Source organism: Salinicoccus sediminis (assembly GCF_000986795.1).
Taxonomy (GTDB): domain Bacteria; phylum Bacillota; class Bacilli; order Staphylococcales; family Salinicoccaceae; genus Salinicoccus; species Salinicoccus sediminis.
In genome coordinates, this window is record NZ_LAYZ01000002.1 from 220,695 (window position 1) to 247,280 (window position 26,586).

A 26,586-nucleotide genomic window follows, 5' to 3' on the forward strand; every position below is an offset into this window, starting at 1 on the left:
TTATGGCTAATAAGACAATCAAAGTAGAAGGTATGACATGCGGACATTGCAAGAGCTCTGTGGAAGGTGCGCTGAATAAGCTGGAAGGTGTCAATGGCGCAGAAGTGAGCCTGGAGGATAATCAGGTAAGCGTTGACTATCAGAAAGATAAAGTTGATGATGCTGCGATGGTCGACGCCATCGAAGGACAGGGTTACGACGTCGTAAAGTAAGTTGAGACATAGAGCGGAGGCCTCCGGCCAGTCTGGTGCGGCCGGTGTGAACTCCAGGTGCCCTTCAATTGAACACTGAAATATTAGAACAGCCAACGAGCTTAAGACCGTTGGCTGTTCTTGTTTTTGTATAAGGGAGTGACAGCTTTAAAAGTGCTTACTTCAGCTTTCTGACCTTTCCCTGGATGGCGGAGGCTTTACCATTGTGCATCCTGCCTTCGTGCCTGAGTACGACCTCTTTTTCAAGGTGGATCACTTCCACATCGAAGCGCTCCAGATGCCCTCTGATCTCATCAAGGTCATAAAGCATGTTCATGTCCGGCGGGCCGCCTGTTTTATATTCCAGCTGTTCCTTGGAATACAGTTCGAATACGATCAGGCCCCCGGGTTTCACACATTCCACCAAATTCGTGAACATCTGCAATTTGCCTTCCGCCGGAACGTGACCGAAAATATTGACGCCGATGTCATAAGTCTTACGGGGCACTGCGTCTTTTATCGTTATATCCCGCAGGTTGGTATCGACTGTCATGTCTTCTGAAGCAGCCAGCCGTTCCATTTTCTCAATCCCCTCTTTTGAAAAATCATAAGTGGTGACCTGATTGCCGAGTCTGGCGAGATAGACGGCATTGCGTCCTTCACCTTCGGCGAGCAGAGCGATCCTTTTGCCCTGTTCTGAACCCAGGACGGTCCTGACCCATTCGTTTGGCTCAACACCGTATATATATTCATCCGTTCTGAATTTTTCATCCCAATGATTCATCATAATCCCCCATTCGCTTTTACATCTCTGTCACCATTGTAGCGGACATTTTCCAAAGTATCACCCAATATACCATGCGGGGTATTTGACCGGGGCAGGTTCCATCTATTATAATGTTGTTATCAATATTACAGAGAAGAGGGTTAGGATGACTGTTGAAGAGAAGTATGTCTATGATAAGGCGGTAGTCAACCGCATAAACCGTCTGCAGGGGCAGATCAACGGTGCGTTGAAGATGATTGAGGAGGGCAGGCACTGCAAAGATGTGGTCACTCAGTTGAGTGCGGCCAAAAATGCATTGAACCGTACCATGAACGTGATCGTGAGTGAAAACCTGGTGGAATGTGTGAAAGAAGCGATGGATGACCCGGATCAGGATACGGATGCACTGGTCAAGGAAGCGGTCGAACTGTTGAACAAGAGCAGATGATAAATCATCTGTTTTTATTCCTCCTGTTGAATACCCATAAGGGTATTTAACAGGAGGCGGAGTGTTCGCTATTATACCCTTACGGGTATTTAAAACAAGGAGGTTCTATACAATGAACAAAACTGGAACGGATTATCATATCAATGATGCAGATGGGATAATTGAAAAAAATCAGTACCTGCTTGATGTCAGGGAAGATTTTGAATACGATATGGGTCATATTGAAGGTGCCCGGAACATCTCGGTGAATGAATTGGAAAACAGGCTGGATGAACTGCCAAAGGACCGGCGGATCCATGCATATTGCCAAAAGGGAAAACGCGGTGCCAAAGCCGTGGACATTCTGAAGCAGAATGGATACGATGCAGTGAACCTGGACGAAGGCTTTTCTGCATATACCGGGACGTATGACAGTTCAAAAACTGTTACAGGCGCACCGGATGCATCCGGCGATAGAAACATTGATCCGGAAAGGGTGAGGATTGAAGCGAGTGGTCTTCAGTGCCCGGGGCCTCTGCTCAGGGTGAGCGAAACGATGGGACAGCTTGAAACCGGACAGCAGATGGAAATCACGGTGACGGATCCCGGTTTTTGCACGGATGTCGAAGCCTGGGCGAAAAAGACGGGAAACACGGTGCTAAAAAACGAAAAGGATGGTGACAGGGTTGTTGCTGTACTCGAGAAGAATGATCAGCAGCCAGCCCCATCCGGGGAAGGCCATCAGATGGTGGAAACGAAAAACGGTGCAACGATGGTCGTCTTCAGCGGTGATCTCGACAAGGCGCTTGCTTCGTTCATCATTGCCACTGGCGCCAAAAGCATGGGTAAGGATGTAACGATGTTCTTCACATTCTGGGGACTCAATGTCATCAAGGACCCACAAGCACCGAAGAAGGACAAAAAGGGATTGGACAAAGCATTCAGCATGATGATGCCCAAATCTGCCGCCAAACTGCCAATTTCGAAAATGAATATGTTCGGGCTCGGATCGAAGATGATCCAGTATGTCATGAAGAGGAAGAAAGTCGACGCATTGACGGAAATGATCGACAAGGCCGATTCCCTCGGTGTCAAAATGGTGGCCTGCACGATGAGTATGGATATCATGGCGGTTGAAGCAGATGAACTGCTCCCGAATGTCAATTTCGGAGGGGTCGGCACTTATCTCGGTGATGCAGAAAACGGCAACCTGAATCTTTTCATATAATAAGCGGTATATTGAATACCAAGGAGTGTATATAATGTTCTTCAAACAATTTTTTGACAAGAAACTTGCGCAGACATCCTACATGGTGGCATGCCAGCAAACAAAAGAGGCGATCATCATCGATCCGAAACGCGTCGTTGATGAATATGGGGAAGTGGCCGCTCAGGAAGGTTTCAACATCACACAGGTAACTGAAACGCATATCCACGCGGATTTTGCTTCTGGTCTGCGCGATGCCGCTGGGCGCTTCAATGCGACGGTATATGTATCCGATGAAGGCGGTGAGAGTTGGAAATATGAAAACATGCCTGAGGACACCGTTTATCTGAAAGACGGCGACATCATCAATGTCGGCAATGTTGAATTGAAAGTCCTCCATACACCGGGTCACACACCGGAAAGCATTTCATTTGTGCTGACAGACAGAGGCGGCGGCAGCGATGAACCGATGGGCATATTCACAGGGGATTTCCTGTTTGTCGGTGACATTGGACGGCCGGATCTTCTTGAAGAGGCGGCACAGATGGAAGGTACGACTGAGGAAGGCGCGGCAGCGATGTTCGATTCATTGAAAACAGTGGACAAGTATCCGGAATTCATGCAAGTCTGGCCGGGTCATGGGGCGGGCAGTGCCTGCGGCAAGTCACTCGGTGCAGTGCCGCTCTCCACGCTGGGCTATGAACTGAGGAACAACTGGGTGTTCGACTATGATGACAGGGAAGCTTTCATAAAAGAGCTGACAAGTAACCAGCCGGAGCCGCCAAGCTATTTTGCCCAGATGAAGAAAGTCAACAAGGAAGGACTGCCCGGATTCAAGGTGAAGGATGTTGAAGTGGGCACCCCGGATGAACTGCCGGGACAGCTGTTCGATCTCAGAAGCCGGGAGGAATTCAGGAAAGGGTTCAAAAAAGGTGCGATAAACATTCCGTACAATGACAAATTCCTTCAGTTTGCCGGATGGTATATCGATTATGATCAGCCGATGACTGTTATCGGCAACCCTGAAGACAGCCGGGTGCTGCAGGAGGACCTCGCTTCCATCGGATATGACAATCTTCAGCTGATCGTCCCTGCACGGGAGGCAGAACAGTATTACGACGATGCATATGAAAATGTATCTGCGGCTGAGTTCATCAGCAATTTCAAGGATAGGAATATTCTCGATGTCCGTTCTGCTTCCGAATATAACAATGGCAGTCTTGAAAATGCGCACCATCTGCACTTCGGCCAGCTTGACGAGAAAGAGGTGCCGTTCGATGCGGACGATACAATCTATGTGCATTGTCAGTCCGGTGTCCGTTCAGCCATAGCCATGAGCGCACTCAAGGCCCGGGGATACGATAATGTCGTAAATATCAAAGATGGCTACGCAGGTCTCATCCGAGCGATGCAGTGATGGATATTGTAACGATCATCGTCATATTTCTGATCGGTTTCGTCGGATCTTTCATCTCGGGGATGGTGGGCATAGGGGGATCGATCATCAAGTACCCGATGCTTCTGTATATACCCGCATTGCTTGGTGTCACTGCGTTTACATCACATGAAGTATCTGGAATCAGTGCGGTACAAGTGTTTTTTGCAACGATAGGTGGCGTCTGGGCATATAGGAACAGCGGTTATCTGAACATGCGGCTGATCGCATACATGGGAAGCGCGATACTTGCAGGCAGTCTCCTCGGGGGATACGGCTCGACATTCCTTACAGAGACCCAGATTGATGTCGTATATGCCGTGCTTGCGGCAATCGCTGCCATCATGATGTTCATCCCCAAAAAGGAAATCCCTTTTTCACGGGGCGATGTCCTTCATTTCAACAGGACGCTTGCGGCATCACTTGCATTCTTGACCGGCAGTGCCGCCGGCATTGTCGGTGCTGCCGGTGCCTTCATACTGGTTCCGATCATGCTGGTGATCCTTAAAATACCGACGCGCGTGACGATTGCGACCAGCCTGGCTGTCACACTGATTTCCTCCATCGGTACGACCGTCGGCAAAGTGGCGGCTGATCAGGTGCTCTACGGACCTGCCGCCATCATGATCATAGCAAGTCTCATTGCGGCACCACTCGGGGCAAAAGCTGGACAGAGGATGAATACCGGGGTCCTCCAGTGGATTCTGGCACTGCTGATACTGGCGACAGCTGTTAAAATCTGGGTGGAAATCCTGTTGTAATGTGAAGTGTTCCAGATCGGGAGAAGGTATTTTCTGCCGGCAGTCCGTTGGATGTTTACGGAACCGATTTTCGGATACAGTTTTATAATGATAATGGCAGAAAGGGTGTTACAGTGGAATTTCACGAAGTTCTGGTAGTTGGCGGCGGTACTGCAGGAATAACGGTAGCTTCACGTCTGAAACGCATATCCGAGTATATCGACCTGGCCATCATTGACCCGGCTGACAATCATTATTATCAACCGCTATGGACACTTGTAGGGGGCGGCGTCGTTGATAAGGAAGCGTCCCGGCGCTCTGAGGCTTCATTGATCCCGAAAGGGGTCAAATGGTACAAGGAATCGGCGGAATCATTCAAACCGGAGGAAAATCGGGTGACCACTTCGGAAGGCACTGAAATAATGTATAAATACCTGATCGTATGTCCCGGTTTACAGCTGGACTGGGATGAAATAGAAGGACTGGCTGGAAATGTGGGGAAATATGGCATATGCAGCAACTACTCGTATGAACATGTGGATTACACATGGGAAACAATACGATCTTTCCAGGGTGGCCGTGCGATATTCACTCATCCCGATTCGGCGATTAAATGTGGGGGTGCACCACAAAAGATCATGTATCTTGCAGATGAGGCATTCCGGAATCAGGGAGTCCGCAACCGGACGGAAATCAATTTCAAATCAGCAAACGGCTCTGTGTTTTCAGTTAAGAAATATGCTGATGCGCTTGATGAGGTCATCAGCAGAAAGGGAATCAGGGCCGATTACAAGAAAGACCTGATCAAAGTCGACGGTCCCAACAAACAGGCGGTTTTCCGGGACCTGGACAGCGGGGAGGAAGAGACGCTGGATTATGATATGATTCATGCAGTCCCTTATATGAGTGCCCCTGATTTCATCAAAAGAAGTCCTCTGGCCAATTCTGATGGATGGGTGGACGTAGACCCCCATACCCTTCAGCATAATGGATACGGAAATATTTTCAGCCTCGGGGATGTTTCCAGTGCGCCGACCTCGAAAACGGGTGCAGCGATACGCAAACAGGCACCGGTAGTGGCATCACATATCAAATCAATGCTGAAAGGCGGTGTCCGATCTTCCCGCAGGTATGACGGGTATACTTCATGTCCTCTCGTCACGGGCTATAATTCCCTTATAATGGCAGAATTCAAGTATGATAATGTGCCCTCGGAAACTTTTCCTGTCAATCAGGCGAAAGAAAGGAAAAGTATGTACATGGTGAAAAAGTATGGACTGCCTGCCATGTACTGGCGGGGAATGATGAAGGGGCTTATGTAGGCATGCCCGACGGCAAGTCCTGAAAATTTTGGATATACGGGTCTATACAGTGTCTGGCTTCATTTGAAAATCACTCCCTCCTGTGCGGACGGTCATCGACCGCCCCGCAGGAGGGAGTTTTAAATTTCCATGTAAATGGATACTGGCGTCATAACTCCTGAACCGTCATCGTCGCTGTTCATAAATTTATTGATACCTTCCAGGCATATGTTAAAATTACATAAAAGCGCTTACAAAATTGCGGAAAGGGGAACTGCCATGCAGCAGTTATATAAGATTTTGTAATTTTTAAAATATATGGACAACGGTTTGTGCATGCTGTAGACTGGTCTTGTTAATCATATTATATGAATCCAATTTGAAATGAGGGATATCATGTCAGAGAAAAGAACCCTATTCCAGAAGATCCTGGATGTCATCGAGCGGGTGGGGAATAAACTTCCGGATCCGTTTGCGCTTTTTATCGGACTGGCTGTGCTGATGATTTTCGTGTCCTACATATTCAGTCTGTTTGATGCATCAGTCAACCACCCGGGGACGGGAGAAGAACTGCCGATCAGGAACCTGTTATCGGGTGAGGGGCTGCAGTTCATCATCACTTCGATGCTTGAGAACTTCACAGGCTTTGCGCCGCTTGGCCTTGTGCTGGCGATGATGCTGGGTATCGGCCTGGCGGAAAAGGTCGGACTGCTCGATTATGCCATCCGCAAGACGATTTTGAAATCACCGCCGTTTCTCGTGACTTATACGGTCGTGTTCGTGGGTATTCTGGGTAACCTGGCATCGGATGCCGCAGTTGTCCTTATTCCGCCGCTCGGCGCACTTGTCTTCTACAAACTCGGGCGCCATCCGCTCGCGGGTCTCGCCGCCGGTTTCGCCGGAGCGGGCGCCGGATTCACGGCGAACCTGTTCGTTGCCGGAACGGATGCACTCCTTGCAGGGATTTCGACGGAAGCCGCTGCGATTATAAATGAGAAAGTGACTGTGACCGCCGTCGACAACTGGTACTTCAACATCATATCCACATTCATGCTGACCATCATCGGCGGTCTCGTGACGACGAAGATCGTCGAGCCGAGGCTCGGCAAATACGAAGGAGATGCGGTTGAAGATGAAAACACGGAAGAGCTGCCGAACGCAAAGAAAGGTTTCTTTGCTGCAGCCATCGCCGGGGCTTTATACTGGGCGATCATCGTCGCAGTCATTTTGATGCCGAACAGTCCGCTGACGAATGAGGACGGCGGTATTTCGCCATCTCCGTTCCTTGACGGCATCGTGCCGATCATCCTGATTTTCTTCGTCATCATCGGCATGGCATTCGGTATTACGGTCGGCAGGATCAAGACCAGTAAAGATGTCACCCATTACATGACAGAGGCGATCAAGGACATGGCCGGCTATATCGTGCTCGTGTTCGCCATTGCCCAGTTTATCGCCTATTTCACGTGGTCCAATCTCGGCACATGGCTTGCGGTGAACGGGGCAGAATTCCTCGAGAGCATCGAATTCACCGGTGTCGGCCTCATCGTCGGCTATGTGATATTCACGGGTCTGCTGAACTTCCTGATCACGTCCGGTTCGGCAAAATGGGCAATTGAGGCACCGATCTTCGTGCCGCTGTTCATGCAGCTCGGCTATCATCCTGCCTTCACACAGGTCGCGTACCGTATCGCTGACTCATCGATCAACATCATCACGCCGTTGTTCCCGTATATGGTCATCATACTCGCGTTCATGCAGCGTTATGACAAGAAAGCAAGCATCGGCAGCTACATGGCCCTCATGATTCCGTACTCTCTGACATTCCTTGCAGCGTGGATTATCCTGCTGTTGATCTTCTTCTTCACCGGGTTGCCGCTCGGACCGGGTGTCAGCGTGTATCTTGAGCAATAAAGAATTGAGATGGAGGCGCATGAATCATGAATGAACTTGAAAACAGATTGATTGAATGGAGAAGGGATTTCCACAAGCATCCGGAACTCGGGTTCCTGGAAATGCGTACATCGACGATAGTGGCAAATGAGCTGGAGACGCTCGGATTCGATCTTGAAATCGGCAGGGAAGTCATGTCCCCGGGGCATTGCATGGGCAAACCGGATGATGATGTGACAAAAGCGCATGAGAAATGGGCCAGGGAGAACGGTGCTGTGGAGAAATATATGGACCGGGTATCCGAAGGGTATACCGGCATTGTGGCCACATGGGATACGGGGAGGCCTGGTCCTGCGATTGCCTACCGGGTTGATATGGATGCCCTGCCCATCTATGAGTCCGAGGATGAAAGTCATGTCCCGGTCCAGTCTGGCTTCCGCTCGCTGAACACGGAAATGCATGCATGCGGCCATGACGCGCATACATCGATCGGGCTTGGACTCGCCGTAAAAATTGCTGAAAATCGGGACCGGCTGAACGGGAAGGTCAAACTCATCTTCCAGCCGGCAGAAGAGGGGGCGAGAGGTGCCATCTCCATGGTGGAGGCCGGCGCAGTCGATGATGTGGACTGTTTCATCGCGACGCATATCGGCATCGGTGTCGAACAGGATCATTTTGTTGCATCCAACAATGGATTTCTCGCGACATCGAAGATGGATGTCCGCTTCAAGGGCGTCTCCTCCCACGCAGGCGGCAAACCTGAAGAGGGAAAGAATGCGATGCTGGCAGCCGCCAATGCCGTCATCAATCTGAATGCCATCCCGCGGCACTCCGGCGGCATGACACGGATCAATGTCGGGGAACTGCACGCCGGAAGCGGCCGCAACGTTATCGCGGATGAAGCGAAGCTTATGATTGAGACCCGTGGTGAAACATCCGGACTCAATGATTATATGAAAACCTGCGCTGAATGCGTCATCGAAGGGGCGGCCCGCATGTACCAGGTCGATTACGAAATCGAACTCGTCGGAGAGGGCATCAGTGCCAAAGGTTCTACTGAGCTCGCTGAAATCCTGCATGGATGTGCAAAGGAAAACGGGCTCACGAGCATGGTCCTGAGCGATGAATCTGCAGGGTCGGAGGATGCAACGTTCTTCATGGATGCCGTGCAGAAACAGGACGGCTACGCGACATACTGCGTCATCGGCACGGATCTTGCCGCCGGTCACCACAATGAACGATTCGACGTCAATGAAAAGAGCCTGTTGCAGGGTGTAGAGACCCTGTTCGCCTCTGCAGTGAAGCTGACCAATAAGTAGAAAGAAAAGCGCCCATTGATGTGGATCCACATCAATGGGCGCTTCTTTCTACAGCCCTACGAATATCCACGCAAACAGGTAGATGACGGGGAAGGATATGACGGTCCGCAGTACGAAAATCAGTACGAGCTCGAATACGGAGACCGGTATTTTAGATTTGAGCAGCAGGGCGCCGACTTCGGAGAAGTAGATGATCTGTGTCAGTGACATGACGGCAATCAGGAATTTCGTAAAATCGCTCTCAATGCCGGAGCCGATGACAGAAGGCAGGAACATGTCGGTAATACCGATGATGAACGCCGGTGCGGCAGCTGCGGCTTCGGGCACCTGGATCAACTCGAGGAACATCTGCACCGGGTAGCTCAGGAACGTGAATACCGGCGTGTATTCCGCGAGGACGAGTGCCATGGTCCCGATGGCGATGACGACCGGGATCAGGCCGCCGTATATGTCGATGACGTTTATCGTGCCGGCCTTCAGAAGTCCTTTCGGCCCGTCGCTTTTGGCTGTCCTTCTGTAGGCGCGCAGTTTGGCAGTTTCAAGCATGTTGTCCCCTTCGGTACGTTGGTCGACCCGACTGCCGGTCACTTCATAGTATGTCTCCTCCTTGACGGACAGCGGCGGGATGCGCACAAGTATCAATGTCGTAAACAGACATGCGATCGTCATCGTCAGGTAGAACTGCAGGAAATAGTGCTCGATGCCGATGACGGTGGCGATTACCAGGCTGAACGGTATGGACAGTACTGAGAAGTTCGTCGCGATCGTGAGTGCCTCACGCTTAGTATAAAATCCCTTCTCATACTGTTCCGTCGTGATCATGACACCGACCGGGCTGCTGCCCATCCAAGAGGCGAGCGCATCGATGGACGAGCGGCCCGGCACCCTGAATAACGGACGGATGAGGGGTTCCAGGAACGTGCCGACGAATTCCATCAGCCCAAAATTCATCAGCAGCGGCATCAGGAATGCGGCAAGCAGGAGCCATGTCGCAAGAATCGGCACGAGGGAGTACATCATTGTGCCGCCGGTCAGATCACTCGTGATCGCCTCCGGTCCGAAACCGGTAATGACCATGACTGCAATGACCGCACCGGTGGCTCTGAGAATGAACCAGAGCGGGCCGAGGACGAAGATGCCCTGCAGCTTCGGCGTATGGCTGAACAGGTTTTTATTCATAAACGTGCCGTATATTGTAATGAGCAGAAAGACAACGATGGCGATTGTCGTGATTGCGGGTATCGCCCCTTCCAGGTTGGCAAGAATGCCTTCTGCCATAATGCCCAGTATGATCGTCCACTGGCCGCCGATGCTGACGGGTACGATGAACAGCAATAGGGCGATGAATGAAATGGTCCATGTCTTTACTTTGGTCGCTGTATCAAATTGCATAATTAACCCTCTTTTATGTATTAATATGAATAATTCAATGATAGAGGAGTGCAGGGGAAAAGTCCATAATATTCTGATATAATTGGAAAGGAATATTTTTGGAAAGAGGGATAGCATGCCGAAAGCGAATAGAAGAATGCAGGACATCGAGGTGCCGGGCACCCGCCAGTTTGCCAACCGGGTGGAGGAATTCCCGGACTGCGTGGATCTGACGCTTGGCCAGCCGGATTTTGAAACACCGCAGCCGATCAAAGAGGCTGCCATCGACGCCATCAATACGCAGTCGATGAAGTATTCCCATAATACGGGGCTCTACGCACTCAGGGAGGCCATCAGCAACTATTATAAAGACCGGCACGGTGCGCATTATGATCCGAATGGCGAAGTGCTGGTGACCGTCGGCGGCAGTGAGGGCATCGACGGAGTCCTCCGGGCGATACTCGATCCGGGGGACGAGGTGATTGTTCCGGCCCCGACGTACCTCGGGTATGAACCCATCATCGAACTCTCGGGGGGCATTACGAAATTCGTCGATACGACAGATACCGGGCTGATTGCCACGCCTGAACTCATCGAGCGGAACATCACGGAGAAGACGAAAGCTGTCCTCCTCAACTATCCGACCAATCCGACCGGTGTCACGTATACGAAGGAGCAGATGGACAGGCTGGTGGAAGTTTTCAGGAAGTATGACATATTCGTCATCACTGATGAGATATACGGGGAGAACACGCTGGAAGGCGACCATATCAGCCTGGCCGGCTATCCGGAGATCAAGGAGAAAGTGCTCGTCATCAACGGGCTCAGCAAATCGCACGGCATGACCGGATGGCGGATCGGATATGTCACCGGCCACCGGCAAATCATGGAGGAAGTCACTGCAGTCCACCTCTATAATACGATATGTGCCAGCCTCCCGAGCCAGTATGCAGCCATCGAGGCTCTGAAGCACCAGCTGCATGTGCCGGGGGAGATGAACAAAGAATATATCAGAAGACGTGACTATATATACGACCGGCTGACGGGTATGGGCCTCGAGGTCAAAAAGCCCACGGGCGCATTCTACATCTTCCCGTCGGTGGAAAAGTACGAACACGACTCATTCAAATTCTGTACGGAACTGCTTGAAACCGTCCAGCTCGCCGTCGTCCCCGGCCGTTCCTTCTCGGAATTTGGAGAAGGCCATATCAGACTATCTTTCGCATGCAGCATGCATGAGCTCGAGGAAGCGGCGGACCGTCTGGAAAAATACCTCCATATGTTAGAAGCGGCAAAATGAAATATGTCAGATCAGGCAGATTGTGATGCTATTTCACATTCTGCCTTTTTGTGTTTATAAAATTTTAAAGAGATGTTATACCGGTTCATAATAACATAATAGTGAGAAAATTCTTTAAAAGGGAACCGTAGGGTTCCTATCCTATATTTGTTTTCAAAGATTTTGGGAGAGGGGATATGCATGGGTGGATTTCCGCTGACTGGCTGATCATGATTGTACCGCCGGTGCTGATGATTCTTTCTGTAGTGCTCTGGTATGTCAGGGAAGTGAAGATGGAAAAACTGGAAAATGAACTGATAAGGAAAAATGATCCAGAAGGTGAATGAAAATGAGCCACACAGGTATATTGGTCATTGTCATTTTGTATCTGCTGTTCCTGCTTGCTGTCGGGTTCTGGTAATCGAAGGCGAGCAGTGCAGGTTCTTCAGAATATTTTCTCGGCGGGCGGAAAATGGGGCCGTGGGTCCTGTCGATGAGTGAAAAGGCGTCTGAAAGCAGTGGTTTCATGACTGTCGGCCTGCCGGGTGAAGGGTTTCCACCGGCATGAGTTCCGTCTGGAATGCTGTGTCGGCCGTATTCTCCATATTCAACTGGTTCTTCTTTGCGAAACGAATCAGGCGCCTGTCCGAAATATTAAAATCAATCACCATCCCGGACCTCCTGTCGGCAAGTTTCCAGGATCATTCACATGTGATGCGTATGGTTTCCATTGTCGTCATGACAGTTTTCCAGACGGTATACGTCTGTGCCCAGTTCGTGGCATTTGGCGTCCTCTTCGAAGTCGTCCTTGGTGTCAGCTTCTCCGTGGGTGTCATTGTCGGCGGCATCATCACCATCATCTACACGATTCTGGGTGGTTTCTTTGCGGTGGCACTGACCGACTTCATCCAGGGGTTTCTCATAGCATTTGCGCTGTTCATACTGCCGATTCTGGCAATCATTGAGATTGGAGGATTCAACCGCATGGGTACGCTCCTCGATCAGCCCATGGAAACTGAATTTCTGCAGCCGTTCTTCGGCGAGTCACTGCTGACGCTTGCCGGACTCATCGGCAATCAGCAGATCATGGCAACCGGCGGCCTGACCACAATGTGCCATCATCGGAACGGGATGACGCGGCTGGAATATGGCGAACCGCTTTTCATCTGCCACTGCGGCACGGCCCGGTTCAAAAGTTTCTATCCGGGGTTTGACAGGACCCTTTTTGTCGGAGAGGTAAACAAGGAAGCCCAAAAACTGCTTGAAACCGCAGAGAAAGCCCAGGCAGCCGCTCTCAATGAAGTGAAACCAGGCGCCGTGGCCGAAGATGTCCATCATGCATATGCGGAGGTCATCCAGAGTGCGGGCTACCCGATACCATTTCGGGCAGGCCGGTCGATCGGCTTCTCAGTCAACGAAGCGCCCCAGCCTGCATATGGGGACAAGACGAAACTTGAGAGAGGGATGACATTCGCAGTCGACGGCGGCGCCGACGGCAAGAACTATCGCGCGCAGGTCGGCGACAGCATACTCATCACGGAAAATGGTTTTGAATTTCTGACCCCGTTCACCAAGGAGCATTCAAAACTGATGGTTGGGAGATAGGTAATGTACAGATCGGTTAAGCTACAGTTTTAATTGTCTGGGGAACAAAAACAGGCCGCAGTAATAATTCTGCGGCCTTAATTCATGAAACGGTTACCGGGTTTTGGTTACACCTCTATACTCCTGAGTACGCCATGAATCCACCGTCAACAGGCACTGTAATACCTGTGACAAACTTCGAAGTATTTTCATCGGCCAACCACAGAAGGGTGCCAAGCAAATCTTCAGGTTCTCCGAAACGTCGCTGAGGGGTATGGGAAACTATTTTTTCAGCTCTCTCAGATAATGAACCGTCCTCCTTCAATAATAAATCCCGGTTTTGTTTGGTGAGGAAAAAACCTGGTGCAATAGCATTTACCCGGATTCCTGCCTCTGCAAAATGGACTGCGAGCCATTGTGTGAGGTTATCTATTCCGGCTTTAGCGGCACTGTACGCCGGGACTTTTGTCATAGGTGACGGGGCAGACATGGAAGAGATATTGATGACTGTTCCACCACGATTTGTCATCTCTTTACCAAACACCTGTGTTGGAATCAACGACCCCACCAGGTTCAATCTGAAGACATGGTCGAAACCTTTAAGTTCAAGGTCAAAGAATGATTTTAAAGTATCATTCTCAGCGTCGCCATTTTCAAAAGTTTCCTTGTCTGTTATGGCATCGGGATGATTTCCTCCGGCACCGTTGATCAGGAGGTCGCATTCCCCGAGCTGCTCTTTTACTGTTGCATATGCTTTTTGGACACTTTCTTCATCCAGAACATCGCATGCAACTGCGATTGCCCTGCCCCCTCCATCTGTAATTTCATCTGCAATTTCCTGACCGTTCTTCTGGTTTCTGTTCAAGATGGCTACATTCATCCCCTGGCGTGCAAGTTCTTTCGCCATTTCCTGGCAAAGAACTCCGCTTCCTCCTGTAACTACAGCATTCTTACCCATAAGACCTTCAAATTCAGGCAGCAAAATCATCCAACTCCTTTCCGTTTTTCCAATTCATATGCGTCCCACAGTCCCCACAGGTACATGATGCCCAGTGCACGGTCATACAGTCCATATCCGGGGCGGCAGTCTTCATCCCACAGATGACGTCCGTGGTCAGGGCGTACATACCCTTTAAAACCTGCTTCATGATATGCTCTCACGACATCATCAATCGGCACTGATCCGTCCCGGGAGCGATGGGACGTCTCGATGAAGTCCCCGTTATCATAGGTTTTTACATTCCTGATGTGTGCAAAAGCGATCCGGTCTGCAAATCGTCTGATAATATGAGGGATATCGTTTTCGGGATTTGCCCCCAGAGAGCCGCTGCACAGTGTCAGGCAATGGGATGGGCTATCTGAAATTGAAAGATATCTTTCAATCGCACTTTCACTGTTTATGATTCTCGGCAGGTTGAATACCGACCATGGTGGATCGTCGGGGTGGATGGCCATTTTGATGCCTTCCTCTTCAGCCACCGGCAGGACTTCAAGCAGGAAATGCTCCATGTTTTTCCACAGTTGCTCTTCATCAACAGTTTCGTATGCCCTGAATGAATCTTCAATAGTTTTGAGCCTTTCAGGTTCCCATCCGGGCATCGTGTAGCCGGAGTCGGTTGTCTGTTTGATGAGTTCGTCCGGGTCCATATTTTCCACTTTGGATTTTTCATAGAACAGGGCAGTGGAGCCATCTCCCAGTTCTTTGAATAAATCTGTTCTTGTCCAGTCGAAGACCGGCATGAAGTTAAAGCATACTACCCTGGCTCCTGCTTTTGCCACATTCCGCAGACTGATCTTGTAGTTTTCAATATATTCATCTCTTGAGGCTTTTCCGAGCTTTATGTCTTCGTGGACGTTGATGCTCTCGACCACATCCAGATGGAAGCCGTGGGCATCCGCCTGCTTCTTGACTTCCATCACTTCCTCTTCAGGCCAGACTTCACCGGCCTGACGGTGATGCAATGCCCATACTACGCCCTCAACACCTGGAATTTGCTTGATCTGTTCTAATGTTACGGAGTCGTTTCCTTCCCCATACCACCTAAAGGTCATACGCATGTCTTATCAGTTCCTTTTCTAAAATGTAAGTACAATTTTCCTTACTGCTTCAGGATTGTTTTCGAGTAATTCAAAGGCATCATGAATCTGATCCATGGAATATCTTTGGGAAATGATCTGTGTCGGATCGATTTCGCCACGTCCGACCTGATCTATCACTTTCGGGAATTGATGAGTCTGCAAACGTGACCCGGCCACTTTCAATTCTTTTTTGGTCAACAGTAATGAAGGAATGGATGAAGGCTGCTCATTGAAGCCTAAAGTAACGACTCTGCCTGCGATTGATGCGAGTTCGACAGCCTGTTGGAATGTCTGAGGGAGCCCAACGGCATCGATAACTACATTGGCCAGTTCTCCATTCGTCAATCTGTTGATTTCTTCTTCAGCATCGACTTCATTAGGCTGGATGATTGCATCGGCACCGATGGATTTGGCGTAATCCAGCCGGTTCTGATTGAAGTCAGAGATGAAAACTTTGGCGCCGCGTTGTTTGGCCTGCAGGAGACAGGCAATTCCGGTTGGGCCGGCACCGATTACAAATACGGTATCACCTTCCCTTACTTCGCCTCTGTAAGTTGCCTGCGCGCCGATGGTCATCGGTTCCATCAAGGCAGCTGCTTCTTCAGAGACGTTCCCGGGCACTCTATGCCAATTATTCTCGTCTGCTTTCAGATATTCAGCCATTCCCCCGTCTCTGTGCACACCGAATACTTCAAGGGAATCACATACGTTAGGCTGGCCATTTCTACAGGCGTAGCATTCGCCGCAGTATGTGATGGGCTCCAATGCTACAAGATCCCCGGGTGCAAGGGAAGTGACCGCTTCTCCGACCTGTTCAACAATGCCGGAAACTTCATGTCCGATGACCCTTGGATATGAGGTGAAAGGGTTGCTGCCATGGTATATGTGGACATCAGAGCCGCATATGCCTACATTTTTTATTTTCACTATAACCTCGTCACCTTTTTCAATAACGGGCTTTTCAAGTTCAACAATATTCAGCTGACCTGGTTTTTCTACTTGTATTGCTTTCATTCTTGACACTCCTTATCTTTATTCGAACAGTCCTGGCAGGAATAGTGATAATGATGGTACAAAAGCGACAATGATCAGTACGATGATGGCAATGACGAAATATGGAACAAGCTCTTTGACAGTAGTCATGATCTTGACGTTGGCAAATTGAGAGGCGACGAACAGGCACACACCGACAGGTGGTGTTGACAGGCCGATCATCAATGCCAGTACCATGACAATACTGAAGTGGATTGGATCCATACCGATGCTGTCAGCAATTGGCAGCAGCACAGGGAACAGAATGACGATTGCTGCAATTGTTTCCATAAACATGCCGACAATCAATAGCAGGAGTATCATCAGTAATGTAATCACTACTGGATTTTCGGTAAGGGAAAGTATGCCATCAGCGACAAGGATAGGTACACCTTCTGCAACCAGAATCCATCCGAATGTATTCGCAAGAGCTACAAGGATCAGGATGGATGCAGTGGTTCTCAGAGTGTCCATCATGATTCCCGGGACTTCTTTCAGATCGAGTTCCTTATATACAAATTTACCTACTATAAAGGCATAGAATACTACCACAACTGCCGCCTCAGTCGGTGTGAAATATCCGCCGAGGATCCCCCATAAAATGATGACGACCATGAGCAGTGCCCAAAAAGCACCGAAAAAGCTTTTGCCGACTTCGGAGACTGAATGCCTGCGGCCTTTAGGATATTGTCGTTTTACAGCAATCAGGTATGTAACGAGCAAGAATCCGAGTCCGAGAACAACACCCGGTATTGCACCGGCTACAAACAAGTCGCCGATGGAAATGCTTGCGAGCGTACCGATAATGATCATCGGCAGGGAAGGAGGGAGCATCGGACCGACTGTGGATGAAATCGAAGTGACAGCCGCTGAAAATCCGGAACCGTAACCTTGCCTTTTCATAGCGGGTATCATGACAGAGCCGATGCTGGCCGTATCTGATAACGCAGTTCCGGAAATGCCCCCGAATCCCAGGGATGATGCAACGTTTGTCAACGCAAGACCGCCTCGAATATGTCCTACGAGAGCGTTTGCAAAATCGATGATACGGTTTGTGATACCGCCGGCATTCATCAGGTTACCCGCCAGAATGAAGGCTGGGATAGCTAACATTACAAATGAATCCAAACCGGCAAACATCGTTTGGGGGATGACAGTGACCGGCACACCGGCAACTAAAAGGTAAACCAACGCTGATAAACCTAAACTGAAAGCGATGGGCACGCCTGCTGCGATACAGAATAAGAATATACCTACTACAAGTAACGCCATCATATGTCGTCCACCTCATTTCTTGGTTCGTTCTTCTGGTAACGGTCAATTATATAAACGATTGAATATACGAAAAGCAATAATGCCAGTATAGGAATTGACGCATAAATATAGACCATATCTACACCAAGGGTGGGCGCGTAGAAATCCACACCAAGGCTCGTAAATTGTATTCCATAGATGAACAGGAAGATTGAAAATACCATAATGAAAACGGCAATGACACTCTCATAAATCCTCTCTGCATTTTTAGACAATGACGTTGGCATCATATCCACAGTGATGAATTCACTTTTTCTTAACGCCACCGGTGCAGCCGTTACCATGGAATAGACGAACAAGTACCTTGAAAGCTCCTCTGTCCAGGTGAATTGATATGGGAAGTATCTGCTCAGAATCTGAGTGACTACCACTATGAGAAGAGCTGAAAAAAATAACACAGAAATGATCCCAAGGATTTTATCAACGCGGTTCATCATTTTCATTCGTCACTACCCCCTTTTCCACTTTCTACAATTTCCTGGTAAAGTTCCATCTGTTCCTCACTGAAATACTCTTCAAGAGCCGGTTGCATAGCTTCACGGAAAGCTTCCTGATCAACATCACTGTTAAATTCAACACCTGTTTCTTCAAGCTGATTACGGACATCTTGAGCCTCTTCTTTCATTAAATCCTGGGAGAATGCCTCGGCTTCGGCAGCCGCCTCTTTGACTTCAGCCTGCTGGTCTTTGGGAAGGGCTTCCAATTGTTCTGAGCCGACAACTACATAGATCCAGGAACGGACATGCTCGGTTTCATTGATGTAATTCTGCACTTCATAAAATCCATTACTCATTATCAGGTCATTCGGGTTCTCCTGACCGTCAATTACACCCTGTTGCAGACCTGTGAATACTTCACTTAAGCTCATAACCTGTGGCTGGGCACCTGCCTGTGACCAGGATTCCAGGAAGAGGGGAACGTTTGGTATGCGCATACCGAAACCGTTCAGGTCTTCTGGTGAAGAAATAGGGGTATTTGATGTGAGATTACGGGGCTCCCGTTCCATATAAAACAACGGTGTCAGGCCGATATCTTCATCTATTTCCTGCTCAATCTGTTTGCCTATGGGTCCCTCAATCACTTCCCTCATATGTTGCTGGTTGTCAAAAGCGTAAGGAACAGCCAGCATGACGGCATTCGGTGACCATACTTCCATGGATTCACCTGTGATGGTAAGATCCGTCGCGCCATAACGTATGGAATTGATGTTATCGACTTCACTGCCCAACTGGCTGTTGGGATAAATTTCAATTTTCACTTTACCGTCTGTCTTCTCTTCAACACGCTCGGCGAATTCGACTGCTGTCCTGTGCCAAAGATGGTTGGCGTCGGAAATGTGGGTCATTTTCCAAGTGGTAACGTCATCTTCGTTCGCTGTGGCATTTTCTTGAGAGCAACCGCTTACAAAAATGAGACATAGCAGAATGAATAAAGACCATTTTTTAACCATTTATCTAAACCTCCATTTTCTATCAATTGAAGTAATCAGGATATGATTCCTTCAGAGCTTTCTGGTCGTATATCAAAAGAGCAAGGTGTTCTCTCATGAGCTGTTCTGCCTGATCGGGGTTTTTTGCTTTGATGGCTGCAACCATCTCTTTATGCTGATCGACAAGTTTCTTCCAGTTAAGTTTCATTGCCAGGCTGAGTTTTCTTAGACGATTGGAGTGAGTATCCATTTTCTGGATCACTTCCCATACTCTCGTCTTCCCGGCACCTTCAGCAATCAGACGGTGAAATTCCTTGTCCAATATGAACAATTCATTTTCATCATCGTTGTCTCTTGCAAATTTCTGGTACTTCAAATTTTTTTCAAGTTTTTCTATGTATGAATGAGAGAAAGATTCACATGCAAGACGAATGATGCCCGCTTCCGCCTGTTCTCTCAGAAAACGTGCATCTTCGACATGATTCAGGTCGATAAGTGATATATATGAGCCTCTTTGTGGAAGAACAGTCAGCAATTCATCCTCAGTCAATCTCAAAAATGCTTCTCTGACCGGCGTTCTGCTTACTTCCAATTCCTCAGAAATTTCTTTTTCAGAAATCGTTGCGCCGGGGGGCAGTTCCAAAGATACAATCGCATCCCTCAGTGTCTCATATACAAAATCACGCGTAGAATTTTGGTATTTGGTCCGATTAAGCATCTTTTTCCTCCTTTCTGAAAATTCATTCTACCACACTACCATGCAAGTATGCTAGTATTAATTAAAACGCTTACAGGAGGAATGCTTTATGATAAGAAAAGACGAATTGAAAGATATGGCGCGAAAGGTATTTGAGAAGTACGGGCTGTCAGAGGAAATTTCCGAAACAATTGCAGATGTGCTGGTCCATGCAAATTTAAGAGGGGTGGACTCCCACGGGGTACTCAGGGTTGAGCATTATATCAAGAGGATGAAAGAAGGCGGTATAAACATTGCTCCCGACTTGAAAGAGTCGAACAGTTCGGCCTCGACCAGCACCATTGATGGGGATAACGGTTTTGGCCATTACATATCGAAAAAGGCAATGGAAAGCGCAATAGCTAAAGCGAAAACGGAAGGCATAGGAGCAGTTGCTGTCAAAAACAGCAGTCATTGCGGTGCACTATCTTATTTTGTTTCGCAGGCGACAGATGAGAATCTGATAGGGGTAGCAATGACTCATGCAGATAAGATAGTAGTGCCTTTTGGGGGTTCAGAGTCCTTTTTTGGAACAAATCCTATCGCCTTCGGTTTTCCTGCAGATAAGGAAGAACCGGTGATTCTGGATTTTGCGACAAGTACAGTCGCATTGGGAAAAGTGCTTAACGCAAAAGAACAGGGGAAAAGTATACCGAGCGGGTGGGGAGTGGATGAGGACGGCAGTGACACGAACAATCCTGATGAAGTAGCTGCGCTTACGCCATTCGGAGGACCGAAAGGTTACGGCCTTGCGATGGTGGTGGAGATCTTCACCGCATTATTGACCGGGGCGGCATTCGGTCCGCATATTTCCAAGATGTATGGGGACTACGATAAAAACCGAGAGCTTGGACATTTCTTCATGGTCATTGATCCTGATAAATTCGTAGCAATTGATACATTCGCTTCACGACTTGATCAGATGATCAAAGAGTTGAGAGAAGCACCTCCTGCAAAAAACGTGGAGAGAATATATGTGCCTGGAGAGATTGAGATGATGAACGTCAAAGAGCGTACAGTCAATGGAATCCCAATTTCTGATTCGATTATTGGTTACTTAAGAAAAGAATTGAACAGGGAGTGACAAGAGGAAAATATCCTTAAAATATGCATGCTCAAACAACGATGAATTTTCGACATAGCCAAAAGCTATAACGAACCATGAATATTAACAGTTATCTTATATCATTTGTTCTGTGCTAATCTGTAGCTATATCAAAATTACAAGGAGTGGTTGATGATGACAGTAGCTTATGAGACAGGCAGACGGACTGAAACGCCATTTAGATTTGATAATGTGGGGAGCTTCCTGCGACCTGATACATTGAAGGATGCACGGAAGAGTTTTGCGGCAGGAACTATTTCCCGGGAAAATCTCCAGTCCGTGGAAGATGAGGTGATTAAAGACTTGATTTCAAAACAGAAGGAAGTGGGCTTGAAGGCGATCACGGATGGGGAATTCCGCCGCTCCTGGTGGCACCTTGATTTTATGTGGGGGCTGCAGGGTGTCGAAAAAGAGGACGTCGATAAAGGCTATCAGTTCAAGGACGAGGAAACCCGCGCTGAAACGGCGAGGCTGTCCGGCAGGATCAGCGGTGAAAATCATCCTTTCATCGAACATTTCAAATTTGTGAAGCAGTTCGAGGAGGAGGGTGTGGTCGCAAGGCAGACGATTCCGGCACCGGCACAGTTCCTGACGGAACTGGAGCGTCCGGAGAATAAAGCCGCAACTGAAGCAATTTACCCCGATAGGAACGAACTGCTGGAAGATATCGCAGCAGCTTATCAGACATTCATCAGGGAACTGTATGAAGCGGGATGCCGCAACCTGCAGATTGATGACTGCACATGGGGGCTGCTCGTTGATGAAAACTTCTGGAAAAGCCTCAGTGATAATGTATCGGTCGAGGACCTGAGCCGGAAACATGTAGATCTCAACAACAAGGCGATTGAAGGCCATCCGGAAGACCTCACGATCACTACACATGTATGCCGCGGCAACTACCACTCGACATGGGCATCATCCGGTGCATATGATAAAGTGGCTGAAGTTTTATTCGGTGAAGAGGATGTAAAGGCATACTACCTCGAGTTCGACACGGAACGTGCCGGCGGATTCGAATCACTGGCCAAAGTGAGCGACGGGAAACTGGTCGTGCTCGGTCTCTTCTCATCCAAGTTCCCTGACCTTGAAGACAAGGAAGAAATCAAAGGGCGCATTGAGCAGGCATCGAAATATATCCCGAAAGAAAGGCTGTGCATCAGCCCGCAATGCGGGTTCGCCTCGACTGAAGAGGGCAATATCCTCACAGAGGAGGAACAGTGGAAAAAGCTTGCACTCGTCCGGGAAGTGGCTGAGGAAGTATGGGGTAAATAGAAAGGCAATCGATCAGAAGTGATGGGCGGAAACCTGTCACTTTTTTTAGTATGCGGATGATTGTGATATATTTTAGGTGTGGGATTTTATTATCAGAGGATAAAGAGGGGAGGGAATGGACAAATAGGAATTTGTCCATACATATCGATATGTTCAAAACTGACGAAACGGTTTCAACCCTGACGGAGCTGCTCAAGATCAACAGTCCGTCGGGGTATACAGAAAACGCGGCGGCCTGGCTTGAAGAGACGATCCGGGGCATCGGTTATGAAACGGAAATGACACCGAAGGGCAATCTGATGGTGAGTGTCGCAGGGAAAAATGAGTCAATGACGCGCGGATTGAGTGCGCATGTGGATACGCTCGGACTGATGGTGCGTTCTGTGAATGATGACGGTACGCTGTCGCTGACGAAATTGGGCGGTCCCCTGACACCGACACTTGATGGTGAGTACTGCGACATCATTACACGGCATGACGGGGTCTATACAGGCACTATCCTGTCGAAGTCGCCGTCGATCCATGTATATGAGGATGCCGCCACGAAGGAACGTGATATAGACGGTCTGGTCGTGAAGATTGATGAACGTGTGAGCAGCAAAGAGGATGTACGCGGCCTGGGCATCCGCAATGGTGACTTTGTTGCCTACGACCCAAAGGTCATGGTTACGGATTCAGGCTTCATCAAATCGAGGTTCCTCGATGACAAAGCCTCCGTCGCCATCCTGGTCAGTGTACTGAAGGCATTGAAAGAGGAGAGCATCGTCCCTGAGACGAATCTGAAGTTCATCTTCTCGACCTATGAGGAAGTGGGACACGGTTCGGCGTGGATCCCCGGGGACATTACGGAATTTCTGGCAGTCGACATGGGCTGCATCGGCATGGATCTGGAATGTACGGAATTCGATGTTTCCATCTGTGCCAAGGATTCATCAGGTCCATACGATTATGATATGACGACAGGGCTCATCAATCATGCAGAGCGCAATAATCTCAGTTACGCCGTAGACATATACCCGATGTACGGCAGTGACGCCTCTGCGGCACTTCGCGCCGGTGCGAATATAAAGGCGGCACTGATCGGTCCGGGTGTCGCCAGCAGTCATGGCATGGAGCGCACGCATACGGATGCGCTGAAAAACACATTCGAACTGGTAATGGAATATATCCGGAATTGACTTAAGAGGACCACAGCCGTGATTGGCGGTGGTCCCCTTATTTATAATCTATATGTGTCTGTTCTCCCTGATCAGCATTGTCATCAGGAAACCGGCAAATGCGAGCACTGCCATGACGCCGAGGGCGTAGCTTGTACCGGTGTATGTGCTCTCCGCCTGGGGCGCATTCATCAGGGCGACGGTGATGCTGATGATCGATGTCAGGATGATGATGCCGAAAGCCATGGCGAACTGCCGCACGGTGTTGACGATGGCCGAGCCGTGCGGGATGTCTTTATCATCGAGCTCTGACATGCTGACGGTGACGAGCGGCATGAGCGTCAGGCCGAAGCCGGTCATGAACAGGCAGAAGTGCACCATGATCCAGTAGGGTGAGTCATCCATGCCGACTGTGTTGAGCAGTACCAGGGAGAACGTCGTGCACAAAAAGCCGATGATGGCGATGGTTTTGCCGCCGTAGCGGTCATACAGGCTGCCGGAGATGAACGTGATGATGGACAGGATGACGGTCCCCGGAACGAGCAGGAAGCCGGACAGGAAGGCGCTCGTCCCGAGTGCGCTCTGCGCGAACATCGGCAGGATGGTCTCCGTCGACAGGAGCAGCATCATATTGATGAAAATCAGGATGATCGCGAGGGTGAAGGTTCTGTTGCGGAACAGCGACAGGTTGAGCACTGGTGTGCCGATGTTGAACTGCCGGCGGGTGAAAAGCAGCACGCCCACAATGCCGGTGATCAGCGGAAGGTATGACATCGGGTCGAGGAAGCCGTATACGCTGATGTTGCTGAGACCGAATATGAATAATGAGAATCCGGCCGCAGACAGCATGACGGAACGGATGTCGAGCTTTGTCCGCTGCTGTTCGAGTACATTCTTCATAAGGAAAATGGCCAGGATGAAAGTGATCAGGATGAACGGCAGCAGCACCCAGTGTAGCGACCGCCAGTCGAGGTAGTCGATGATGATTCCGGAGATCGACGGGGCGGAAGCGGGTGCCACATTTGTCACCGCACCAAGCAGCCCCATCGCAAAGCCCCGTCTGTCATATGGAAATACAATCAGCAGGATGGTCTGGATGAGCGGTAATATGATTCCGGCACCGATGGCCTGGATGACCCTCGACAGTATCAGTACACCGAAGTTCGGTGACCAGCCGCCGATGATTGTGCCGGTGAGCAGACATGTGATGGCGATGATGACAAGTGTTTTCGATGAATAGGTGGTCGACAGGTAGCCCGACATCGGGATGAAGACGATCGTCGTCAGGATGAATGCAGTCGTCAGCCACTGTACCTGTGTGGCGTTAATATCGAACTCTGCCATTATGGTGGGGAATGCTGTAATGAGAAGGAACTGGTTGAACGTCAGTAAAAAAGCTGCGGCAATGATCACCACAACGACGCCTTTGCTCTGCACTTTTTCCTCTGCCATGTGATGCCTCCTCACCGGAATGATTTCATATACATTGTTGCATACTGGCAGGCTCCGGTCAAAGTGGCTAAGCCCGTCGTTTTACAGCGGAACGGCTTATATTTTATAATGAAGATAAAGGGAGGTTTTACATGCCCGGAGGATTGATTCTCGGACTGAGTGTCGCACTCGCAATAATCATGAGCTATGCGATAAAAGATGATATAAAACACCACAGAAAAAACGGTCATTATTAATTTTATAAGATATAAAAGAAGCCCCGGATCGAATGATTCGGGGCACTGTCGTGAATCTGACTATTTCACAATTTTTTTTGACAGCGGTTTGACACCGAGGCTCTGGACGACGAGTGAAATGAGCACAGCGGCGAATGACAGTGAGATGATCATATCAAGGTCACCCGTGTTTTGCGAATAGAGCGTCAGTATCAGAAAGACGGACATCGTCCCTTTCAGACCGGCCCAGGCGATGAGGGCCGCCTCCTTCTGGTTGATCTCATGGCGCCATTTTGGGAACGCCTGGGTAGTTCCGGCAACCAGTATATAGCGGATGACCATTGACAGGATGAAAATGATGATGACGAAAATCCATCCGTCGAAAATGAGGAATTCAGCCGACTCGATGCCGATCAGGAGGAACAGAAGTGACAGGATGCTCGCTTCCGCAATCTCCCAGAAACCATCCAGTGACTCTCTGAAGTGTTCCTCCCTCTCGCTGCTTTCATACTTGAAGGAGAGCATGACTCCGGCAAATACGGCCGCAAGCACGCCGGAAGCGCCGATGTATTCGGTGATGTTGAAAGTTCCGTATGCCAGTATGATGCTCAGCATGACCTGGTATTTGCGGTCATGTGTCACATTGACCACCTTGCCCATCAGCCAGCCGAACAGTATACCGAGGCCGGCACCACCGATCGACACGAGCAGGAATTCACCCAGGAATGTGCCGATGCTGAAAGCCCGGCTATCTGCCAGCATGCCCGCCAGGGTGGTGAAGATGACGATGCTTGTCCCATCATTGATCAGGGACTCGCCTTCAACCACATCCGCTATCTTTTCGCTGCCGACCGATTTCTTGATGATGGAGACCACAGAGACCGGGTCCGTCGGTGTGAGGATTGCTGCGATGATCAGGGATTCAAGCAGTGAGAGCGGGATGAACGGCCCGCTCAGCAGATAGATGGAAACCCCGAGAGCGGCCACGGTGAACATGATGCCGAAAACCCCCAGGAAGCTGATGATGCCGGCATTCTTTTTCAATCCGTCAGCCGGTAGCTGATAGGCGGAAGTGAACAGCAGTGCAGGCAGGAACAGATGATAGATCATGTTCCCCGTCACTTCAACCGATGAAAAGAATGGTATGAAGGACAGTCCGATGCCAATGAGTACGAGGACGGTCGGCACTGGGAAATTATCCTGTTTCTGATCGATGGTAAATACGATGTAGCCGATCAGCAGCAAAATCAGTATATGTGAAGTTTCCAATTGCCGCACCGTC

General features: G+C 49.4%; 26 protein-coding genes. 15 read left to right on the forward strand and 11 right to left on the reverse strand.

The window, feature by feature from the left end; genetic code table 11:
* The first annotated feature begins 2 nt into the window (after positions 1 to 2).
* A complete protein-coding gene (gene copZ / locus WN59_RS04860; protein WP_046513505.1) occupies positions 3 to 212 on the forward strand; it encodes a copper chaperone CopZ in 210 nt (69 codons plus the stop codon).
* A 157-nt stretch (positions 213 to 369) separates the two neighbouring features.
* Here the strand turns inward: copZ and WN59_RS04865 are convergent, their stop codons facing one another.
* On the reverse strand, positions 370 to 975 hold the full coding sequence (locus WN59_RS04865; protein ID WP_046513510.1) for a class I SAM-dependent methyltransferase: 606 nt from the start codon (positions 973 to 975) through the stop codon (positions 370 to 372).
* A gap of 148 nt (positions 976 to 1,123) precedes the next feature.
* Here WN59_RS04865 and WN59_RS04870 point away from each other — a divergent pair, with 148 nt between their 5' ends.
* The 7 genes from WN59_RS04870 (at position 1,124) to WN59_RS04900 (ending at position 9,279) form a co-directional block, all read left to right on the forward strand.
* Positions 1,124 to 1,405, forward strand: coding sequence for a metal-sensitive transcriptional regulator (locus tag WN59_RS04870; RefSeq protein WP_017549856.1), 282 nt, complete (start codon positions 1,124 to 1,126; stop codon positions 1,403 to 1,405).
* Between the two features lie 112 nt (positions 1,406 to 1,517).
* Positions 1,518 to 2,612 (forward strand): DsrE/DsrF/DrsH-like family protein, encoded by a 1,095-nt coding sequence (locus tag WN59_RS04875; RefSeq protein WP_046513515.1) that lies wholly within the window; start codon positions 1,518 to 1,520, stop codon positions 2,610 to 2,612.
* A 34-nt stretch (positions 2,613 to 2,646) separates the two neighbouring features.
* Positions 2,647 to 4,008, forward strand: coding sequence for an MBL fold metallo-hydrolase (locus tag WN59_RS04880; protein WP_046513518.1), 1,362 nt, complete (start codon positions 2,647 to 2,649; stop codon positions 4,006 to 4,008).
* Positions 4,008 to 4,787, forward strand: a complete 780-nt coding sequence (locus WN59_RS04885; protein ID WP_017549853.1) for a sulfite exporter TauE/SafE family protein — start codon at positions 4,008 to 4,010, stop codon at positions 4,785 to 4,787. The genes WN59_RS04880 and WN59_RS04885 overlap by 1 nt, the downstream gene beginning before the upstream one ends.
* 113 nt (positions 4,788 to 4,900) lie before the next feature.
* Positions 4,901 to 6,088 carry an NAD(P)/FAD-dependent oxidoreductase gene (locus WN59_RS04890; protein WP_046513522.1) on the forward strand — a complete coding sequence of 396 codons (1,188 nt, stop codon included), beginning with the start codon at positions 4,901 to 4,903 and terminating at the stop codon, positions 6,086 to 6,088.
* A gap of 375 nt (positions 6,089 to 6,463) precedes the next feature.
* Entirely contained in the window at positions 6,464 to 7,981 is a 1,518-nt protein-coding gene (locus WN59_RS04895; protein ID WP_046513526.1) for an AbgT family transporter, read from the forward strand.
* A gap of 26 nt (positions 7,982 to 8,007) precedes the next feature.
* Positions 8,008 to 9,279, forward strand: coding sequence for an amidohydrolase (locus WN59_RS04900; protein ID WP_046513529.1), 1,272 nt, complete (start codon positions 8,008 to 8,010; stop codon positions 9,277 to 9,279).
* 48 nt (positions 9,280 to 9,327) lie between these two features.
* Here WN59_RS04900 and WN59_RS04905 read toward each other — a convergent pair whose 3' ends face one another.
* The gene (locus tag WN59_RS04905; protein WP_046513532.1) at positions 9,328 to 10,671 is read right to left on the reverse strand and encodes a YjiH family protein; all 1,344 of its coding nucleotides are present in this window, start codon (positions 10,669 to 10,671) and stop codon (positions 9,328 to 9,330) included.
* 115 nt (positions 10,672 to 10,786) lie between these two features.
* On the opposite strand from WN59_RS04905, the gene WN59_RS04910 reads away from it, so the two are divergent.
* From WN59_RS04910 to WN59_RS13880, 4 genes are all read left to right on the forward strand, one after another.
* Positions 10,787 to 11,950, forward strand: coding sequence for an aminotransferase class I/II-fold pyridoxal phosphate-dependent enzyme (locus WN59_RS04910; protein WP_046513535.1), 1,164 nt, complete (start codon positions 10,787 to 10,789; stop codon positions 11,948 to 11,950).
* A 176-nt stretch (positions 11,951 to 12,126) separates the two neighbouring features.
* The gene (locus WN59_RS13700) at positions 12,127 to 12,276 is read left to right on the forward strand and encodes a hypothetical protein (RefSeq protein WP_197073388.1); all 150 of its coding nucleotides are present in this window, start codon (positions 12,127 to 12,129) and stop codon (positions 12,274 to 12,276) included.
* A gap of 125 nt (positions 12,277 to 12,401) precedes the next feature.
* Complete coding sequence (locus WN59_RS13875) at positions 12,402 to 12,497, forward strand: hypothetical protein (RefSeq protein WP_269430671.1); 96 nt, start codon at positions 12,402 to 12,404, stop codon at positions 12,495 to 12,497.
* Positions 12,494 to 13,534 carry a sodium:solute symporter family transporter gene (locus tag WN59_RS13880; protein ID WP_269430672.1) on the forward strand — a complete coding sequence of 347 codons (1,041 nt, stop codon included), beginning with the start codon at positions 12,494 to 12,496 and terminating at the stop codon, positions 13,532 to 13,534. The genes WN59_RS13875 and WN59_RS13880 overlap by 4 nt, the downstream gene beginning before the upstream one ends.
* A 115-nt stretch (positions 13,535 to 13,649) precedes the next feature.
* On the opposite strand, the gene WN59_RS04920 is transcribed toward WN59_RS13880, so the two are convergent.
* The 7 genes from WN59_RS04920 to WN59_RS04950 are packed head-to-tail and all read right to left on the reverse strand — an operon-like array spanning position 13,650 to position 20,085.
* Entirely contained in the window at positions 13,650 to 14,501 is an 852-nt protein-coding gene (locus WN59_RS04920; protein ID WP_046513539.1) for an SDR family oxidoreductase, read from the reverse strand.
* The gene (uxuA, locus tag WN59_RS04925) at positions 14,498 to 15,571 is read right to left on the reverse strand and encodes a mannonate dehydratase (RefSeq protein ID WP_046513544.1); all 1,074 of its coding nucleotides are present in this window, start codon (positions 15,569 to 15,571) and stop codon (positions 14,498 to 14,500) included. Before uxuA ends, WN59_RS04920 begins: the two co-directional genes overlap by 4 nt.
* An 18-nt stretch (positions 15,572 to 15,589) precedes the next feature.
* The gene (locus WN59_RS04930; RefSeq protein ID WP_046513548.1) at positions 15,590 to 16,606 is read right to left on the reverse strand and encodes a zinc-binding alcohol dehydrogenase family protein; all 1,017 of its coding nucleotides are present in this window, start codon (positions 16,604 to 16,606) and stop codon (positions 15,590 to 15,592) included.
* Between the two features lie 18 nt (positions 16,607 to 16,624).
* Positions 16,625 to 17,899, reverse strand: coding sequence for a TRAP transporter large permease (locus WN59_RS04935; RefSeq protein ID WP_046513552.1), 1,275 nt, complete (start codon positions 17,897 to 17,899; stop codon positions 16,625 to 16,627).
* Positions 17,896 to 18,381, reverse strand: a complete 486-nt coding sequence (locus WN59_RS04940; RefSeq protein WP_046513555.1) for a TRAP transporter small permease — start codon at positions 18,379 to 18,381, stop codon at positions 17,896 to 17,898. Before WN59_RS04940 ends, WN59_RS04935 begins: the two co-directional genes overlap by 4 nt.
* Complete coding sequence (locus WN59_RS04945) at positions 18,378 to 19,388, reverse strand: TRAP transporter substrate-binding protein (protein ID WP_052747275.1); 1,011 nt, start codon at positions 19,386 to 19,388, stop codon at positions 18,378 to 18,380. Before WN59_RS04945 ends, WN59_RS04940 begins: the two co-directional genes overlap by 4 nt.
* 22 nt (positions 19,389 to 19,410) lie before the next feature.
* A complete protein-coding gene (locus WN59_RS04950; RefSeq protein WP_046513559.1) occupies positions 19,411 to 20,085 on the reverse strand; it encodes a GntR family transcriptional regulator in 675 nt (224 codons plus the stop codon).
* Positions 20,086 to 20,173: 88 nt separating this feature from the next.
* On the opposite strand from WN59_RS04950, the gene allD reads away from it, so the two are divergent.
* The 3 genes from allD to WN59_RS04965 all read left to right on the forward strand — a co-directional run bounded on the left by allD (position 20,174) and on the right by WN59_RS04965 (position 23,658).
* Complete coding sequence (gene allD, locus WN59_RS04955; protein WP_046513562.1) at positions 20,174 to 21,187, forward strand: ureidoglycolate dehydrogenase; 1,014 nt, start codon at positions 20,174 to 20,176, stop codon at positions 21,185 to 21,187.
* A 153-nt stretch (positions 21,188 to 21,340) separates the two neighbouring features.
* Positions 21,341 to 22,480, forward strand: coding sequence for a 5-methyltetrahydropteroyltriglutamate--homocysteine S-methyltransferase (locus WN59_RS04960; RefSeq protein ID WP_408005388.1), 1,140 nt, complete (start codon positions 21,341 to 21,343; stop codon positions 22,478 to 22,480).
* Between the two features lie 137 nt (positions 22,481 to 22,617).
* The gene (locus WN59_RS04965) at positions 22,618 to 23,658 is read left to right on the forward strand and encodes a M42 family metallopeptidase (RefSeq protein ID WP_231577138.1); all 1,041 of its coding nucleotides are present in this window, start codon (positions 22,618 to 22,620) and stop codon (positions 23,656 to 23,658) included.
* Between the two features lie 48 nt (positions 23,659 to 23,706).
* Here WN59_RS04965 and WN59_RS04970 read toward each other — a convergent pair whose 3' ends face one another.
* Both WN59_RS04970 and WN59_RS04975 read right to left on the reverse strand, forming a co-directional pair.
* Positions 23,707 to 25,089, reverse strand: coding sequence for a DHA2 family efflux MFS transporter permease subunit (locus tag WN59_RS04970; RefSeq protein ID WP_046513568.1), 1,383 nt, complete (start codon positions 25,087 to 25,089; stop codon positions 23,707 to 23,709).
* A 296-nt stretch (positions 25,090 to 25,385) separates the two neighbouring features.
* Complete coding sequence (locus tag WN59_RS04975; RefSeq protein ID WP_046513571.1) at positions 25,386 to 26,573, reverse strand: cation:proton antiporter; 1,188 nt, start codon at positions 26,571 to 26,573, stop codon at positions 25,386 to 25,388.
* Positions 26,574 to 26,586: the final 13 nt, after the last annotated feature.

What these genes read in the sequence shown, in the direction of transcription:
- copZ (WP_046513505.1), top strand. Translation starts at nt 3, where the DNA reads ATGGCTAATAAGACAATCAAAGTAGAAGGTATGACATGCGGACATTGC.
- WN59_RS04865 (WP_046513510.1), bottom strand. Translation starts at nt 975, where the DNA reads ATGAATCATTGGGATGAAAAATTCAGAACGGATGAATATATATACGGT.
- WN59_RS04870 (WP_017549856.1), top strand. Translation starts at nt 1,124, where the DNA reads ATGACTGTTGAAGAGAAGTATGTCTATGATAAGGCGGTAGTCAACCGC.
- WN59_RS04875 (WP_046513515.1), top strand. Translation starts at nt 1,518, where the DNA reads ATGAACAAAACTGGAACGGATTATCATATCAATGATGCAGATGGGATA.
- WN59_RS04880 (WP_046513518.1), top strand. Translation starts at nt 2,647, where the DNA reads ATGTTCTTCAAACAATTTTTTGACAAGAAACTTGCGCAGACATCCTAC.
- WN59_RS04885 (WP_017549853.1), top strand. Translation starts at nt 4,008, where the DNA reads ATGGATATTGTAACGATCATCGTCATATTTCTGATCGGTTTCGTCGGA.
- WN59_RS04895 (WP_046513526.1), top strand. Translation starts at nt 6,464, where the DNA reads ATGTCAGAGAAAAGAACCCTATTCCAGAAGATCCTGGATGTCATCGAG.
- WN59_RS04900 (WP_046513529.1), top strand. Translation starts at nt 8,008, where the DNA reads ATGAATGAACTTGAAAACAGATTGATTGAATGGAGAAGGGATTTCCAC.
- WN59_RS04905 (WP_046513532.1), bottom strand. Translation starts at nt 10,671, where the DNA reads ATGCAATTTGATACAGCGACCAAAGTAAAGACATGGACCATTTCATTC.
- WN59_RS04910 (WP_046513535.1), top strand. Translation starts at nt 10,787, where the DNA reads ATGCCGAAAGCGAATAGAAGAATGCAGGACATCGAGGTGCCGGGCACC.
- WN59_RS13700 (WP_197073388.1), top strand. Translation starts at nt 12,127, where the DNA reads ATGCATGGGTGGATTTCCGCTGACTGGCTGATCATGATTGTACCGCCG.
- WN59_RS13875 (WP_269430671.1), top strand. Translation starts at nt 12,402, where the DNA reads ATGGGGCCGTGGGTCCTGTCGATGAGTGAAAAGGCGTCTGAAAGCAGT.
- WN59_RS13880 (WP_269430672.1), top strand. Translation starts at nt 12,494, where the DNA reads ATGAGTTCCGTCTGGAATGCTGTGTCGGCCGTATTCTCCATATTCAAC.
- WN59_RS04920 (WP_046513539.1), bottom strand. Translation starts at nt 14,501, where the DNA reads ATGATTTTGCTGCCTGAATTTGAAGGTCTTATGGGTAAGAATGCTGTA.
- uxuA (WP_046513544.1), bottom strand. Translation starts at nt 15,571, where the DNA reads ATGCGTATGACCTTTAGGTGGTATGGGGAAGGAAACGACTCCGTAACA.
- WN59_RS04930 (WP_046513548.1), bottom strand. Translation starts at nt 16,606, where the DNA reads ATGAAAGCAATACAAGTAGAAAAACCAGGTCAGCTGAATATTGTTGAA.
- WN59_RS04935 (WP_046513552.1), bottom strand. Translation starts at nt 17,899, where the DNA reads ATGATGGCGTTACTTGTAGTAGGTATATTCTTATTCTGTATCGCAGCA.
- WN59_RS04940 (WP_046513555.1), bottom strand. Translation starts at nt 18,381, where the DNA reads ATGAAAATGATGAACCGCGTTGATAAAATCCTTGGGATCATTTCTGTG.
- WN59_RS04945 (WP_052747275.1), bottom strand. Translation starts at nt 19,388, where the DNA reads ATGGTTAAAAAATGGTCTTTATTCATTCTGCTATGTCTCATTTTTGTA.
- WN59_RS04950 (WP_046513559.1), bottom strand. Translation starts at nt 20,085, where the DNA reads ATGCTTAATCGGACCAAATACCAAAATTCTACGCGTGATTTTGTATAT.
- allD (WP_046513562.1), top strand. Translation starts at nt 20,174, where the DNA reads ATGATAAGAAAAGACGAATTGAAAGATATGGCGCGAAAGGTATTTGAG.
- WN59_RS04960 (WP_408005388.1), top strand. Translation starts at nt 21,341, where the DNA reads ATGATGACAGTAGCTTATGAGACAGGCAGACGGACTGAAACGCCATTT.
- WN59_RS04970 (WP_046513568.1), bottom strand. Translation starts at nt 25,089, where the DNA reads ATGGCAGAGGAAAAAGTGCAGAGCAAAGGCGTCGTTGTGGTGATCATT.